This is a genomic window from Streptomyces sp. NPDC001851, from assembly GCF_040297165.1.
In the GTDB taxonomy this organism is placed as follows: Bacteria; Actinomycetota; Actinomycetes; order Streptomycetales; family Streptomycetaceae; genus Streptomyces.
In genome coordinates, this window is record NZ_JBEOYR010000025.1 from 1 (window position 1) to 15759 (window position 15759).

A 15759-nucleotide genomic window follows, 5' to 3' on the forward strand; every position below is an offset into this window, starting at 1 on the left:
GCCAAGCTCCACTCCTCCACCGTCGCCGTCGACAACGCCCGTGACGCCACCCAGATCCACGGCGGCTACGGCTTCATGAACGAGTACCCGGTGGCCCGTATGTGGCGTGACTCCAAGATCCTGGAGATCGGCGAGGGCACGAGCGAGGTCCAGCGGATGCTCATCGCACGGGAGCTGGGCCTGGTGAGCTGAGGCGGTCCGATCGGGCCGTCCCCCCGGGCACCCGTTCGGCGAATCAGGTGGTTTTCCCGGCAGAGCAGTGCGCGACGGGCGCACCGGGCGTTGATCAGCGCGTCCGTCATCTGTCTGTGGAGGTAACCGTGAAAGCCGCGAAGTGTGCGACCGGACTGATGCTGGGGCTGGCGGTGACCACGGCGGTGGTCACCACGGCGGCCTCCGCCGCGTCGCACTCCGCTCTGGCCGGGCGTCTCGTCCTGACCAACGCCGACAACGGCCGCAGCGTGGCCCGGTCGGTCGGTGACGACACCGAGATCCGGCTGACGGCCTACCGCGAGCGGGGGTTGACGTACACGTGGGGCATTCCCGACGCCGCCGGTCCCCGCGTCCTGGGCCGGACGGTCGCCGGCGTGAGGCCGACGGGTGACGCCTACGCGGTCCTGCACGCGGACGGCCCGGGTACCAGCACCGTCTCCGCCGCACGGAAGTGCCACGCCGACCCCGGGTACGCCTGCCCCCGCACCCTCGCTCCATGGAAGGCCACCCTTCGGGTGAGCTGAGGCGTCGCGCGTCGAACAGGGCACCCCTGGACATCAGCTGAGGTTAGGCTAACCTACCTTCGAACCTGTCCGGCGGGCGCTTCGCCCCGTTCGAAAGCAGTCATACCCATGCCCCACGCCCGTGCCACCCACCTCACTCGCCGCGGTCTCCTCGCCGCGGGCGGCGCCGTAGGACTGGCCGCCGCGCTCACCGCCTGCGGGGACGGCAAGGGCAAAGACAGTGGCACGGGCGGCGGGTCGAAGGCGGCCAAGTCCGGCCCCTGGTCCTTCAAGGACGACCGCGGCACGGCCGTGAAGCTCGACAGGGTCCCCGCGAACATCGTCGCCTTCACCGGCGTCGGCGCCGCGCTCCACGACTACGGCATCCAGGTCAAGGGCGTCTTCGGCCCGACGACGACCAAGGACGGCAAGGCCGACGTCCAGGCCGGCGACATGGACGTCAGCAAGGTGACCGTCCTCGGCAACACCTGGGGCCAGTTCAACATCGAGAAGTACGCCTCGCTCGCGCCGGACGTGCTGATCTCCACGATGTTCGACGGTACCGGCACACTGTGGTACGTCCCCGAGGAGTCGAAGAAGAAGATCGCCCAACTCGCCCCGAGCGTCGGCATCTCCGTCTACGACCGCCGTCTCACCGAGCCACTGCAGCGCATGTGGGAGCTGGCCGAGTCGCTCGGCGCGGACATGGGGGCCGCGAAGGTCACCGACGCCAAAAAGCGGTTCGAGGCCGCCGCCGCCCGGCTGCGCGCCGCCGCCAAGGCCAAGCCCGGCATCAAGGTGATGGCCGGCAGCGCGAGCGACCAGCTGTTCTACGTCTCCGGCACCAACCTCTCCGTCGACCTGGAGTACTTCAAGGCCCTCGGCGTGAACTTCGTGGAGCCGCCGGAGAGCGCCAAGAAGCAGGGCGGCGGCTGGTACGAGTCGCTGAGCTGGGAGAACGTCGACAAGTACCAGGCCGACATCATCATGATGGACGACCGGGCCTCGGCGATCCAGCCCGCCGGCATCACCAAGCCCACCTGGAAGAAGCTGCCCGCGGTGAAGGCGGGGCAGGTCATCCCCCGCTCCCCCGAGCCGATCCTGTCGTACGACAAGTGCGTGCCGCTGCTGGACAACCTGGCCGAGGCCTTGGAGAAGGCCAAGAAGGTTAGCTGAGGAGCCCATGATGACGACGGCCGTAGCCGCCCCGTTCCGTTTCTTCTCCCTGTACGTGGTACGGACCCGGCGGCTGGGGCCGTCGCTCGTCCGCGTCACCTTCGGCGGAGCCGATCTGCACGCGTTCCACTCCGGCGGACGGGACCAGTCCCTCTCCCTGTTCCTGCCGCACCCGGGTCAGCGGGAGCCCGTCGTCCCCCTGGAGTCGGGATGGGGGTCCCCCCGTTCGAGCGAAGCCGAGAATGGGGGAGGATGGTGGCAGGCCTGGCGCGAACTGCCCGAGGACATACGGGCGGTGATGCGCTCGTACACACTGCGGTCCCTGCGCCGGGATCCCGACGAAATCGACATCGACTTCGCCCTGCACACCCCGGCGGGCCCCGCCTCCCGCTGGGCCTCCCGGGCGACCGCCGGTGACCGGGTGCTGCTGCTCGGGCCGGCCGTCGCCGACAACCGCGCGATCCGCTTCCGTCCGCCCGAGGACACCGACCTCGTCGTCCTGTGGGGCGACGAGACCGCCGTACCGGCCGCGACCGCGATCCTCGAATCCCTCCCCGCCGGCACCCGCGCCCGCGCCTGGCTGGAGGTGCCGCACGCCGGGGACATCCAGGACGTGCGCACGGAGGCGGACGCGGAGATCACGTGGCTCGTACGGCACGACGGGTCCCCCATGGCCGTCGATGCCGTACGGGCCGCCCAACTGCCCGCCGCCGACCGGCCGTACGTGTGGATCGCCGGTGAGTCGGGGCACGTGAAGGCGCTGCGGCGGCACTTCGTCGGCGAGCGTGGCGTCGACCGGCGGCGGGTGACCTTCGTCGGGTACTGGCGGCAGGGGATGACCGAGGAACAGCTGCGGGCCGCCGAGTAACTCCCCCTGGAGTGACGCCGGTCACGGGTCAGGCATGCCTTGATCCAGAACAGTTAGGTTAGGCTAACCTAAGCAGAAAGCCCCGCACTCGCACGGCCTGCCCCCTCGGAGGACCCCCCACATGCGCTCGCACCTGCTCAATGGCCTCACCGCGGAGCACTACCGCAGCTCCGTGACCGAAGGAGTCGAGCGGGTGGCGGCCAGACTCGCCACCACCGACCGTCCGTTCACCGGCGTCACCGTGGACGCCCTCGCCCCCCGCGTGGACGCCATCGACCTCGACCGGCCGCTCGGCGACACCGCCGCCGCACTCGACGAACTGGAGGACGTCTACCTCCGGGACGCCGTCTACTTCCACCACCCCCGCTACCTCGCCCACCTCAACTGCCCCGTGGTCATCCCGGCGGTACTCGGCGAGGCCGTGCTCTCCGCGGTCAACTCCTCCCTGGACACCTGGGACCAGTCGGCCGGCGGCACCCTCATCGAGCGCAAGCTCGTCGACTGGACCGCCGAGCGCATCGGCCTCGGCCCCGCCGCCGACGGGGTGTTCACCTCCGGCGGCAGCCAGTCCAACCTCCAGGCGCTGCTCCTCGCGAGAGAGGAGGCCAAGAGCGACAGCCCGGCGAAACTGCGGATCTTCGCGTCCGAGGCCAGTCACTTCAGCGTGCAGAAGTCCGCGAAACTCCTCGGTCTGGGCCCGGACTCCGTCGTCACCGTCCCCGTCGACCGCGACAAGCGGATGCAGACCGTCGCACTCGCCCATGAGCTGGAGCGCTGCCGTCGCGAGGGGCTGGTGCCGATGGCGGTCGTCGCCACCGCCGGCACCACCGACTTCGGCTCCATCGACCCGCTCCCGGAGATCGCCGGGCTGTGCGCCCAGTACGGCGCCTGGATGCACGTCGACGCGGCCTACGGCTGCGGGCTGCTCGCCTCCCTGAAGTACCGGCACCGCATCGACGGCATCGAGCGCGCCGACTCGGTCACCGTCGACTACCACAAGTCCTTCTTCCAGCCGGTGAGTTCGTCGGCCCTCCTGGTGCGGGACGCGGCGACCCTCCGCCACGCCACCTACCACGCCGACTACCTCAACCCGCTCCGCATGGCGCAGGAACGCATCCCCAACCAGGTCGACAAGTCCCTGCAGACCACCCGTCGCTTCGACGCCCTCAAGCTCTGGATGACCCTGCGGGTGATGGGCGCCGACGGCATCGGTGAACTCTTCGACGGGGTCTGCGACCTGGCGGCCGAGGGCTGGCAGCTGCTCGCCGCCGACCCCCGCTACGACGTCGTCGTCGAGCCCGCCCTCTCCACCCTCGTCTTCCGCTACATCCCAGCGGCCGTCACCGACCCGGCCGAGACCGACCGCGCCAACCTCTACGCCCGCAAGGCCCTGTTCGCCTCCGGCGACGCCGTGGTCGCCGGCACCAAGGTCGGCGGCCGCCACTACCTGAAGTTCACCCTGCTCAACCCCGAGACGACGCCGGCCGACATCGCCGCCGTCCTCGACCTGATCGCCGGCCACGCCGAGCAGTACCTGGGAGAGTCCCTTGACCGCGCTTCCTGAAGCCACCCGTGTTCATGACTTCGTGGGGATCGGGCTGGGCCCCTTCAACCTCGGCCTCGCCTGCCTCACCGAACCCATCGACGGCCTGGACGGCGTCTTCCTCGACTCCAAACCGGACTTCGAGTGGCACGCCGGGATGTTCCTGGACGGCGCCCACCTGCAGACCCCGTTCATGTCGGACCTGGTCACCCTCGCCGACCCGACCTCGCCGTACTCCTTCCTCAACTACCTGAAGGAGAAGGGCAGACTCTACTCGTTCTACATCCGCGAGAACTTCTATCCGCTGCGGGCCGAGTACGACGACTACTGCCGCTGGGCGGCGGGCAAGCTGAGCAGCGTCCGGTTCAACACCACGGTCACCGAGGTGACGTACGAGGACGAGCTGTACGCCGTCCGCACCGAGCGCGGCGAAACGTTCCGCGCCCGGCACCTGGTCCTGGGCACGGGGACGACCCCCTACGTCCCGCCGGCCTGCCGAGGCCTGGCCGGCGACCTCCTGCACAACTCCCAGTACATGCACCGCAAGGCGGAGCTGCAGGCGAAGAAGTCCATCACGATCGTCGGCAGCGGCCAGAGCGCGGCCGAGATCTACCACGAGCTGCTCGCCGAGATCGACGTACACGGCTACCAGCTCAACTGGGTCACCCGCTCCCCCCGTTTCTTCCCCCTCGAATACACCAAGCTGACCCTGGAGATGACCTCCCCGGACTACATCGACTACTTCCGCGCGCTGCCCGAGGAGACCCGCTACCGGCTGGAGAAGCAGCAGAAGGGCTTGTTCAAGGGCATCAACTCGGATCTGATCGACGCGATCTTCGACCTGCTCTACCAGAAGAACCTCACCGGCCCCGTGCCGACCCGGCTGCTCACCAACTCCAGCCTGCACAGCGCCACCTACGCGGACGGCGAGTACACCCTCGGCTTCCACCAGGACGAGCAGGACAAGGACTTCGAGATCCGCACCGAGGGCCTGCTGCTGGCCACCGGCTACCACTACGAGCCCCCGGCCTTCCTCGCCCCGATCCAGGACCGCCTCCGCTTCGACGGCCACGGCCGCTTCGACGTCGCCCGCAACTACGCCATCGACGTCACCGGCCGCGGCGTCTTCCTGCAGAACGCCGGCGTCCACACCCACAGCATCACCAGCCCCGACCTGGGCATGGGCGCGTACCGCAACGCGTACATCATCCGCGAGCTGCTCGGCAGCGAGTACTACCCGGTCGAGAAGACCATCGCCTTCCAGGAGTTCGCCGTATGACCAGCACGAACACGACCTTCACCTTCCGCACCGTCGACCCGCTGCGGGACGCCGGACTCCTGCACTCCTGGGTCACCCACCCCAAGGCCTCCTTCTGGATGATGCAGGACACCAGGCTGGAGGACGTCGAGCGGGCCTACAGGGAGATCGCCGCGGACGAGCACCACCACGCGCTGCTCGGGCTGCGCGACGGCGAGCCGATGTTCCTGATGGAGAAGTACGACCCGGCGCACCGGGAACTGACCGGCCTGTACGAGGCACAGCCCGGTGACATCGGCATGCACTTCCTCACCCCGGCGACCGACACGCCCGTCCACGGCTTCACCAGGTCCGTCATCACCGCGGTGATGGCACACCTCTTCGCGGACCCCGCGGTGTCGCGGGTCGTGGTCGAACCGGACGTACGCAACACGGCCGTGCACGCGCTGAACGAGACCGTCGGGTTCGTGCCCGAGCGGGAGATCCAGAAGCCGGAGAAGAAGGCCCTGCTGAGCTTCTGCACGCGCGAGCGGTTCGCCGCCGCGACGGGGGTGGCCGCATGACCGTCGCCGACGCCGTGGCCCACCTCTCCCCCGAGCGCTGGGCGACCGCCAACCGCCTGCTGATACGCAAGGCGCTCGCCGAGTTCGCGCACGAGCGCCTGATCACGCCCGCGCAGGAAGGCGACGGGTATGTCGTCCGCAGCGACGACGGCCTGACCTCCTACCGCTTCTCGGCCGTCCGGCGCGCCCTCGACCACTGGCAGGTCGACGCGGAGTCCATCACCCGGCACCGCGACGGCCGTGAACTCCCCCTGGGCGCCCTGGACTTCTTCATCGAGCTGAAGGAGTCCCTGGGCCTGAGCGACGAGATCCTGCCGGTCTACCTGGAGGAGATCTCCTCCACCCTCTCCGGCACCTGCTACAAGCTCACCAAGCCCCGGATCACCTCCGCCGAGCTGGCGGCCGGCGGCTTCCAGGCGATCGAGACCGGGATGACCGAGGGCCACCCCTGCTTCGTCGCGAACAACGGGCGGCTCGGATTCGGCATCCACGAGTACCTGTCGTACGCCCCGGAGGCCGCGAGCCCCGTCCGGCTGGTGTGGCTGGCCGCGCACCGCTCGCGGGCCGCGTTCACGGCGGGTGCCGGGATCGCGTACGAGTCCTTCCTGCGGGAGGAGCTGGGTGACGGCACGCTGAACCGTTTCCGCTCGGTGCTCACCGACCAGGGCCTCGACCCCGCCGACTACCTCCTCATCCCCGTCCACCCCTGGCAGTGGTGGAACAAGCTCTCCGTCACCTTCGCCGCCGAGGTGGCCCGCCGGCACCTGGTCTGCCTGGGCGAGGGCGACGACGAGTACCTGGCCCAGCAGTCGATCCGGACCTTCTTCAACACCTCCCACCCGGAGAAGCACTACGTCAAGACGGCCCTGTCCGTCCTCAACATGGGTTTCATGCGCGGCCTGTCCGCCGCCTACATGGAGGCCACGCCCGCCATCAACGACTGGCTGGCCCAGCTGATCGAGAACGACCCGGTGCTGAAGTCGACGGGCCTGTCGGTCATCCGGGAACGCGCGGCCGTCGGTTACCGCCACCTGGAGTACGAACAGGCCACCGACCGCTACTCCCCCTACCGCAAGATGCTGGCCGCGCTGTGGCGGGAGAGCCCGGTGCCCTCGCTCCAGGACGGCGAGTCCCTGGCCACCATGGCCTCGCTGCTGCACGTGGACCACACCGGCGCCTCCTTCGCGGGCGCGCTGGTCGAGCGCTCCGGGCTCACCCCGGTGGAGTGGCTGCGCCGCTACCTCCGCGCCTACTACACCCCGCTGCTGCACAGCTTCTACGCCTACGACCTGGCGTTCATGCCGCACGGCGAGAACGTGATCCTGGTCCTGAAGGACGGCGTGGTGCGGCGGGCCGTCTACAAGGACATCGCCGAGGAGATCGTGGTGATGGACCCGGACGCGGTGCTGCCGCCGGAGGTCCGGCGGATCCGTGTGGAGGTCCCGGACGACACCAAGCTGCTGTCGATCTTCACGGACGTCTTCGACTGCTTCTTCCGCTTCCTCGCCGCGCACCTCGCCGCCGAGGGGATCCTCGACGAGGACGCCTTCTGGGGCACGGTCGCCGAGGTCACGCACGAGTACCAGGAAGCGAACCCCGAACTGGCCCACCGGTTCCGCCAGTACGACCTGTTCGCCCCGGAGTTCGCCCTGTCCTGCCTCAACCGGCTCCAGCTGCGCAACAACAGGCAGATGGTCGACCTCACCGACCCCTCGGGCGCCCTCCAGCTCGTCGGCACCCTGAAGAACCCGATCGCCGGGTTCTGAGCGTGGGGCTTGATGCCCACCCGCACCGGGTATCGCAGGCGCATGCGGGCATGGCGAGCGGCCGTGTGGGCGGGGCCCTGGTGGGAGGCGTTCGTGCTGGGCGTGGTGCGGCGGGTGCAGGCGGGGGGCCGGCCGCAGCCGTGGTGGATGCCGCGGCGGGTGCTGACCGTGGTGTCGGCCGATGTCGACACCGCCTCCGGAGTCGCGGCGGTCTGGATGCTGTGGCGCCCGAGGTCACGGCGGACGCGTGAGCACACCGAGCTGCTGGAGTGGTCCGACGAGCAGTGGCGGTACCTGGGAGGCGGCTGGGGCGACGGAGACGGTGACGACGGCGCCGACGTCGATGTGCTCCACATTCGCCATGCCGCGGGCAGCATCAGCCTCACCCGCCGCCTCGACCCACCCCACTCCCTCACCGCGGCCCCGTGGATCGGTTGCGAGATCGTGCGCCTCGGTCCGGACGTGGGCCATGTGCTCATCGGCGCCCGCCGGATCGAGGCCCCCGAGCAGCGCAGGCTCATCGCCGTCTGGACGTCTCCCCGCGCCACCGGCCTCGGAGTCCGTCCCGTGATCGCGGCCCTGGACCACGCCGGCACGGAGCTCTCCCGCATCGGGCCCCATGACGGCCTGGACAGCCATACCTGGACGCGGCTGAGAGACGAGCTGTAACCGGTCTGCTCCAGCTGTAGATCTGTCCCCCGGCGAACGTACTCGCACCGGCACCCCGTGTGCGCAGTCACATCGGGCCTCGCCGCTCCCGGAGTCGCAGGTGTCAGCCCACCCACCCCCGCAACAGCTCCTCCCGCTCCGCTCTCCGAGGCGACCCGCCTTCCTGCGCGCGGCCCCATTCCGACATGGCCGCCAGCGTCGTCGCCATCGTCGCGGCGCCCTCCGTGAGGCGGGACAGGAGAGCGCGGGAGAGGTCGGCCTCCGTCTGGGAGTAGCCGACCGCCGCGGCGACGTACGCCGACAGCTCATGGGCACCGTCAGTCGTTTCCACGCGCACCCTCATCATCGGCGGGTCCTCGCCCGTCAGGCCGACGCCCCCGGCCAGGGCCACGTCCAGCACCATGCCCAGGGCCAGGTCCCTGACCGCTCCGGCCTGCCGCTTCAGGGACTTCACGGGGACGTCCGCCACCGTCAGGGCGTGTACGTCCTCCCACGGGTAGAGGCCGGACTGACCGTCGCCGAGGGCCACCACGCCCTCGGGGGTCAGGCGCACCCCGGGAGCCAGACCGGACGGCTTCGCGCCCAGGTACACGTCGCTGCCGACAATGCAGAACAGCCCCACCATGGCCATGGTTGCTCCCCCCGACGGCGGCCCCGCCGTCGTGTGCCACATCAAACGATCAGGTCGCCCTCGCAACGCGCCATCAGGCCGTGGAGTTCCCGCCTCGCCGCTTCGCCCCCCTGGCCAAGGACACCCAGGGAGACGGACGTGCACCCCGGAGCACGGTCCTCCGGGGTGCACGCCGGGGTGTGGTCAGTTCGTCGGCCAGGGGACCTGGGGTGAGCGGTAGTAGGTGATGCCGAGGGCGTCCCAGCGCGGGGCCTGTGCCGCCAGGCGCACCTTGTACGTGTCCCAGTCGTGCGTCGCCGCCGGGGACCAGCCCAGTTCGGCCGCGCCGGGCAGGCGCGGGAACGCCATGTACTCGATGTCGGCGGACTCCTTGAGGGTCTCCGACCACATGGGGGCCTCCACGCCCCGGACGGCCGAGGCCGGGGCACCCGGGAGGTAGTCGCCCGGGTTCCAGTCGTACGACCGCCTGACCTCGACCAGGCCCGCCCAGTCCAGGCCCAGCCTGGTGTCCTTGGTGTACTTCATGTCGAGGTAGATCCGGTCCGCCGGGGACAGGATCAGGCCGGTGCCGTTCCGGGCGGCCTTGGCGACCTGGTCCTTCTCCGCCGCGCTGGTGCTGTCCAGGCCCCAGTACTGGGCGAGGGCGCCCGGGACCGGGTGGGCGCCGGTGAGCTGGTGCCAGCCGATCACCGTCTTGCCGTACTTGGCGACGATCGGCTGCACGCGGTCCATGAACGCCACGTAGTCGGCGTGGCTGGTGGAGTGCGCCTCGTCGCCGCCGATGTGGAGGTAGCGGCCGGGGGTGAGGGCGGCCAGCTCCCGGATCACGTCGTCCGCGAAGTCGTAGGTGACCTGCTTGGGCACGCACAGCGAGCTGAAGCCGACCTTCGTACCGGTGTACAGCGGGGGTGCCGTGCCGTCGCAGTTGAGCTCGGCGTAGGAGGCGAGGGCCGCGTTGGTGTGGCCGGGCATGTCGATTTCGGGGACGACCTCCAGATAGCGGGAGGCCGCGTACCGGACGATCTCCTGGTACTGCGCCTTGGTGTAGTAGCCGCCCGGGCCGCCGCCGACCTCCGTGGAGCCGCCGTAGGCGGCCAGGCGGGGCCAGGAGTCGATGGCGATGCGCCAGCCCTGGTCGTCGCTGAGGTGCAGGTGCAGCTCGTTGAGCTTGTAGAGGGCCAACTGGTCGATGTACCGCTTGACCTGGTCGACGGTGAGGAAGTGCCGGGAGACGTCCAGCATGGCGCCCCGGTAGGAGTAGCGGGGGCGGTCCTGCACGGTGCCGCCGGCGATCTGCCAGGGGCCGGGCTGGGCGGTCTTCTTCTCGACGGCGGGCGGGAGGAGCTGACGCAGGGTCTGCACGCCGTGGAAGAGGCCCGCGGGGGCGCTCGCGGTGATGGTGACGCCGCCCGCGTCGCTGTGCAGCCGGTAGCCCTCGGCGCCGAAGTCGCCCGGTGCGAGGTGGAGCCGGATGCCTCCGGTGCCGTGGTCGGTGAGCGCCAGCGGATAGCCGGTGGAGGGCCGCAGGATGCCGGCGAGGTACGCGCCGATCCGGCGGACCTCGGCGGAGTCGTCGACCCGGACGCCGGTCGCCCGGGTGAGGCGGTACGGCGTTCCGCCGTGCGTGACGGAGGCGGGTGCCGGGATCACCTGGTCCAGCGGGGTGGGGGCAGCCGTTCGCGCCGCGGGTGCCGCGGGGGCGGCCCCCAGCGTGAACACGCCGGCCGCCGCCACCAGCAGCAGTGATCCGAGCACGCGGGTGGTACGGGGAGTCGTGCTGTGTGTGCGTCTCACATGCGCTCCCTTCAGATGTGGTCGAGACCACTGTCCCGCAGATCCGGTGAAACAATCCCCCCATGGCGGAAATCATCCAGAAGGACGGCACCTGGACCTTCGACGGCGATGCCCTGCGGCTCACCCCGGGCCGGGACAAGAATGTGAGCCTGCTCCGCCGTGAGCTGGGCGAACTCGTCGTGCCCCTGGGGGCGTTGGCCGGTGTCTCCTTCGAGCAGGGGCGGAAGTCGGGGCGGCTGCGGCTGCGGCTGAGGGACGGGGCCGATCCGTTGACGCAGGCCACCGGCGGCCGGCTCGGCGAGCCGCACGATCCCTATCAGCTGACCGTGGAGTCCGACCGGTACGGCGTCGCCGAGTACTTCGCGGACGAGGTGCGCAACTCCCTCCTGCTGGACGGGGTTTCACCGGATCCGCTCACCCGCTATCTGCTGCCGGGCCCGCCCCTGCCGGTGTCCGCCGCGGCCGGGGACGGCACGGTGGGCTTCGACGGGGAGCGGGTGCGGCTGGAGTGGAACTGGAAGACGGAGAACGCCAAGGCGAACGTCGGCACCCGGACCATCCCGCTCGCCGACGTCCTCGGTGTGGACTGGCAGCCGGCGGCCGGACTGGAGAACGGGCATCTGCGCTTCCATGTGCGCGGCGCCCCGGCGACGGCTACGGCCAAGTACGACCCGAACGCGGTCGAGCTGTGGGGCTTCAAGAAGGACCCGCTGATGGCCCTGGTGGCCGCCGCCGTACAGGCCCGGCTGCCGCATCCCGCCGCGACGGGGCGGGGCGCGCCGAAGGACCCGCCGGCGCTCGGCGGGGCGCCCGCCGAGCGCGACCACGACGCCCTGCTGCGCCGCCTGCGCGAGCTGGGCGAACTGCACCGCGACGGGGTCCTGACCGGGGAGGAGTTCGCCCTGGCCAAGCAGGCGGTCCTCAAGCGGATGTGAGGACCGCCCGCCGGAGACTCACTTCGCCGTGCGGGACACCGTGAAGTGGTCGATGCGGTCGCCGGTCTCGGCGATGCCCGACACCGTCAGGGTGGTCTGGCGGCCCTTCGGCGCGGGGGTGACGTCCACGCGCAGGAAGGAGTAGTTGAGGTAGCGCACCCGGGACCAGGTGACGGTCTCGTCGACCTTGCCGTCCTTGGTGTTGATGAAGGAGGCGACCGAGTCCACCTCGTGCTCGTGGCCCTCGTAGGAGTCCGGGGCGGAGAAGGCGTACAGGCTGCGGCCCGCCGCGCCCGCCGTGACGTAGACCACACCCTCGGTCTCGGGGTAGGCGGTGCCGCCGATCGGGAGCTTCTTGGTGACCTGGCCGCCCTTGATCACGTCGGTGCGCTCGTACTGGTGGTTGTGGCCGTTGATGACCAGGTCCACCTGGTACTTCTCGAACAGCGGCACCCACTCCTGGCGCACGCCCCCCTCCGAGGCGTGCGCCGTGGACGTGCAGTACGCGCAGTGGTGGAAGAACACGACGATGAAGTCGACGTCGTCACACGCCCGGTACTTCTCCAGCTGGGCCTCGAACCACTTGGTCTGGGTTCCGCCGGATATGCCCAGGTTCGCCGGGATCTCGAAGGAGACGTCGTTGGGGTCCAGCGAGATGACCGCGGTGTTTCCGTGGACGAAGGAGTAGACGCCGGGCAGGTTCTTCGCGTCCGGACCGTTGTCCGGGAGGGTCCAGCGGGCCTCCTCGCCGCCGTAGCCGTTGGGCGAGTACCAGGCCTCCATGTCGTGGTTGCCGTACGAGACCATCCACGGGATCTGCTTGGCGACCGACTCGGTCTGGTACAGGAACTGGTCCCAGGTGCGCGCGTCGAAGCCGGTGTCGGTGGTCTTGCCCTGGCCGGCCGGGTCGCCGTAGGCGATGTCGCCCGCGTGCAGGTGGAAGGCCGGGTTCTGGCCGAGGATCAGGCTGTCGTTGGCCAGCGCGTGGTAGCTGACGCCCTGGTCGCCGAAGGCGGTGAAGGTGAACGGCTTCTTGTGGGCGGGGGCGGTGGTGAAGGTGCCCAGGGTGCCCAGCAGGTGCCGCTCGGCCGGGTCGAAGCCCTCGTGGCCGACGCCGTAGTAGTAGGTCCTGCCGGGGCGCAGGTGGGTGAGCTTGGCGTGCAGGTAGTACTGCGTGTGGTCGCCGCTCGCGCCGACGCCGGCCGGGGTGTAGAGGCTGCGGACCTCGGCCTCTATCTTGCGGGAGAGGTCCCAGGGGTGGGCGCCGATGCGGATGAACGGCTTCTTCACGGCGACCGGGACCTGCCAGGAGACGGTCATCTCCGTGCGCGGGTCGTTGCCGTAGGCGAGGTGGCGGCCGAAGGGGGCGACGAGGGCGCCGTCGACCGTCTCGGTGGCGGGGGCGGCGGCCTGCGTCGGCACGGTCGCCTGTGCGGTGGCGCCCGGCACGAACGCGCCGCCCGCGACGGCGCCCAGGGTGACGGCGCCGCCTCTGATCAGGTTGCGCCGCGAGAATCTGGCGCGCAGGTACTCGTGCTGCTCGGCCATGCTCATGCGCTCGGCCAGCTTCTCGGGTACTCCCATACGAGGAATGTCCATGGCGTCCGAAACTCACGGGTCCGGGCAACGAGATGCAGGACACAGAGTGGACGGCTTGCGAACAGAGATCCAACAGCACTCACCGCGGACGTCTGCCCGAAATCGGGCACGCTCCTTGCGAAACCGGGTCCGGTACCCCAGGATCTACCGGGTGCACGACGAACTTGTTGATCACCTGACGCGGTCCACGCCCCTGGCCAGGGGCGAGGCGCTGCGGGTGATCCAGGACGTGCTCGCCTACTTCGACGAGTCGACGGAGGACTACGTCCGTCGCCGTCACCGTGAACTGCAGGCCCAGGGCCTGGTCAACGCCGAGATCTTCGAACGGATCTCGGCGGACCTCAAGTACCGAGCGGTGGCACCGCCCGAGCTGACGCTCAGGCAGCTGCGCCGCATCGTCTACGGCTAGGAATACCCATACATGTGCGGAATTGTCGGATACATCGGGAAGCGTGACGTGGCCCCGCTGCTGCTCGAAGGGCTGCAGCGGCTGGAGTACCGCGGCTACGACTCGGCGGGCATCGTCGTCACCTCCCCGAAGGCGCCCGGCCTGAAGATGGTCAAGGCCAAGGGCCGGGTGCGCGACCTGGAGGCCAAGGTCCCGGCGCGCTTCAAGGGCACCACCGGCATCGCCCACACCCGCTGGGCCACCCACGGCGCCCCCTCCGACGTCAACGCCCACCCGCACATGTCGGCCGACAACAAGGTCGCCGTCGTCCACAACGGCATCATCGACAACGCCGCCGACCTGCGCCGCAAGCTGGAGGCGGACGGCGTCGAGTTCCTCTCCGAGACCGACACCGAGGTCCTCACCCACCTCATCGCCCGCGCCACGGCCGAGAAGCTGGAGGACAAGGTCCGCCAGGCGGTCCGCGTGATCGAGGGCACCTACGGCATCGCCGTGCTGCACGCCGACTTCCCCGACCGGATCGTGGTGGCCCGCAACGGCTCCCCCGTCGTCCTCGGCATCGGCGAGAAGGAGATGTTCGTCGCCTCCGACATCGCCGCCCTGGTCACCCACACCCGGCAGATAGTCACCCTCGACGACGGCGAGATGGCCACGCTCAAGGCCGACGACTTCCGCACCTACACCACCGAGGGCACGCGCACCACCGCCGAGCCCACCACGGTGGAGTGGGAGGCCGAGTCGTACGACATGGGCGGCCACGACACCTACATGCACAAGGAGATCTTCGAGCAGGCCGACGCCGTGGACCGCGTGCTGCGCGGCCGCATCGACGACCGCTTCTCCACCGTGCACCTCGGCGGCCTCAACCTGGACGCCCGCGAGGCCCGGCAGATCCGCCGCGTGAAGATCCTCGGCTGCGGCACCTCGTACCACGCGGGCATGATCGGCGCCCAGATGATCGAGGAGCTGGCCCGCATCCCGGCGGACGCCGAGCCGGCCTCGGAGTTCCGCTACCGCAACGCGGTCGTCGACCCCGACACCCTGTACGTCGCCGTCTCCCAGTCCGGTGAGACGTACGACGTCCTCGCCGCCGTCCAGGAGCTCAAGCGCAAGGGCGCCAAGGTCTTCGGCGTCGTCAACGTCGTCGGCTCGGCGATCGCCCGCGAGGCGGACGCCGGGATCTACGTCCACGCGGGCCCCGAGGTCTGCGTGGTGTCGACGAAGTGCTTCACCAACATGACGGTGGCCTTCGCCCTGCTCGCCCTGCACCTCGGCCGCACCCGCGACCTCTCGGTGCGCGACGGCAAGCGGATCATCGCGGGCCTGCGCAAGCTTCCCGAGCAGATCACCGAGATCCTCAAGCAGGAGGAGCAGATCAAGGAGCTGGCCGAGCTGTACGCCGACGCCCGCTCGATGCTCTTCATCGGCCGCGTCCGGGGCTACCCGGTGGCCCGTGAGGCCTCCCTGAAGCTCAAGGAGGTCTCCTACATCCACGCCGAGGCCTACCCCGCCTCCGAGCTGAAGCACGGCCCGCTGGCCCTGATCGAGCCGGCCCTGCCGACGGTGGCGATCGTCCCCGACGACGACCTGCTGGAGAAGAACCGCGCGGCCCTGGAGGAGATCAAGGCCCGCAGCGGCAAGATCCTGGCGGTGGCCCACCAGCACCAGGACAAGGCCGACCAGACGATCGTCGTCCCGAAGAACGAGGACGAACTCGACCCCATCCTGATGGGCATCCCGCTGCAGCTCCTCGCCTACCACACGGCCAAGGCCCTGGGCCGGGACATCGACAAGCCGCGCAACCTCGCCAAGTCGGTGACGGTCGAGTAGTA

General features: G+C 70.0%; 15 protein-coding genes. 12 read left to right on the forward strand and 3 right to left on the reverse strand.

Annotated features, from left to right (window positions below; genetic code table 11):
• The 9 genes from ABT171_RS30715 to ABT171_RS30755 all read left to right on the forward strand — a co-directional run.
• On the forward strand, positions 1-192 hold a 192-nt coding region (locus ABT171_RS30715), incomplete at its 5' end, for an acyl-CoA dehydrogenase family protein (protein WP_351244160.1).
• A 128-nt stretch (positions 193-320) separates the two neighbouring features.
• A complete protein-coding gene (locus ABT171_RS30720; protein ID WP_351249512.1) occupies positions 321-737 on the forward strand; it encodes a hypothetical protein in 417 nt (138 codons plus the stop codon).
• A gap of 108 nt (positions 738-845) precedes the next feature.
• Positions 846-1892 (forward strand): ABC transporter substrate-binding protein, encoded by a 1047-nt coding sequence (locus ABT171_RS30725; RefSeq protein ID WP_351249514.1) that lies wholly within the window; start codon positions 846-848, stop codon positions 1890-1892.
• Between the two features lie 10 nt (positions 1893-1902).
• Positions 1903-2760: a siderophore-interacting protein gene (locus tag ABT171_RS30730; protein WP_351249516.1), complete on the forward strand. Its 858-nt coding sequence runs from the start codon at positions 1903-1905 to the stop codon at positions 2758-2760.
• A 121-nt stretch (positions 2761-2881) separates the two neighbouring features.
• Positions 2882-4324, forward strand: coding sequence for a lysine decarboxylase DesA (desA, locus tag ABT171_RS30735; RefSeq protein ID WP_351249518.1), 1443 nt, complete (start codon positions 2882-2884; stop codon positions 4322-4324).
• A complete protein-coding gene (locus tag ABT171_RS30740) occupies positions 4308-5582 on the forward strand; it encodes a lysine N(6)-hydroxylase/L-ornithine N(5)-oxygenase family protein (RefSeq protein WP_351249520.1) in 1275 nt (424 codons plus the stop codon). The genes desA and ABT171_RS30740 overlap by 17 nt, the downstream gene beginning before the upstream one ends.
• Positions 5579-6124, forward strand: a complete 546-nt coding sequence (locus ABT171_RS30745; protein WP_351249522.1) for a GNAT family N-acetyltransferase — start codon at positions 5579-5581, stop codon at positions 6122-6124. Before ABT171_RS30740 ends, ABT171_RS30745 begins: the two co-directional genes overlap by 4 nt.
• The gene (locus tag ABT171_RS30750; RefSeq protein ID WP_351249524.1) at positions 6121-7890 is read left to right on the forward strand and encodes an IucA/IucC family protein; all 1770 of its coding nucleotides are present in this window, start codon (positions 6121-6123) and stop codon (positions 7888-7890) included. The genes ABT171_RS30745 and ABT171_RS30750 overlap by 4 nt, the downstream gene beginning before the upstream one ends.
• A 42-nt stretch (positions 7891-7932) precedes the next feature.
• Positions 7933-8559 carry a hypothetical protein gene (locus ABT171_RS30755; RefSeq protein WP_351249526.1) on the forward strand — a complete coding sequence of 209 codons (627 nt, stop codon included), beginning with the start codon at positions 7933-7935 and terminating at the stop codon, positions 8557-8559.
• A gap of 103 nt (positions 8560-8662) precedes the next feature.
• On the opposite strand, the gene ABT171_RS30760 is transcribed toward ABT171_RS30755, so the two are convergent.
• Both ABT171_RS30760 and ABT171_RS30765 read right to left on the reverse strand, forming a co-directional pair.
• Complete coding sequence (locus ABT171_RS30760; protein WP_351249528.1) at positions 8663-9190, reverse strand: hypothetical protein; 528 nt, start codon at positions 9188-9190, stop codon at positions 8663-8665.
• 183 nt (positions 9191-9373) lie between these two features.
• Positions 9374-10984, reverse strand: coding sequence for a beta-N-acetylhexosaminidase (locus tag ABT171_RS30765; RefSeq protein WP_351249530.1), 1611 nt, complete (start codon positions 10982-10984; stop codon positions 9374-9376).
• A gap of 62 nt (positions 10985-11046) precedes the next feature.
• On the opposite strand from ABT171_RS30765, the gene ABT171_RS30770 reads away from it, so the two are divergent.
• Positions 11047-11919, forward strand: coding sequence for a DUF4429 domain-containing protein (locus tag ABT171_RS30770; RefSeq protein ID WP_351249532.1), 873 nt, complete (start codon positions 11047-11049; stop codon positions 11917-11919).
• 18 nt (positions 11920-11937) lie between these two features.
• Here the strand turns inward: ABT171_RS30770 and ABT171_RS30775 are convergent, their stop codons facing one another.
• Entirely contained in the window at positions 11938-13503 is a 1566-nt protein-coding gene (locus tag ABT171_RS30775; protein WP_351249534.1) for a purple acid phosphatase family protein, read from the reverse strand.
• Between the two features lie 166 nt (positions 13504-13669).
• On the opposite strand from ABT171_RS30775, the gene ABT171_RS30780 reads away from it, so the two are divergent.
• A complete protein-coding gene (locus ABT171_RS30780; RefSeq protein ID WP_351249536.1) occupies positions 13670-13927 on the forward strand; it encodes a hypothetical protein in 258 nt (85 codons plus the stop codon).
• Between the two features lie 12 nt (positions 13928-13939).
• Positions 13940-15757, forward strand: a complete 1818-nt coding sequence (glmS, locus tag ABT171_RS30785; protein ID WP_351249538.1) for a glutamine--fructose-6-phosphate transaminase (isomerizing) — start codon at positions 13940-13942, stop codon at positions 15755-15757.
• Positions 15758-15759 lie beyond the last annotated feature (2 nt).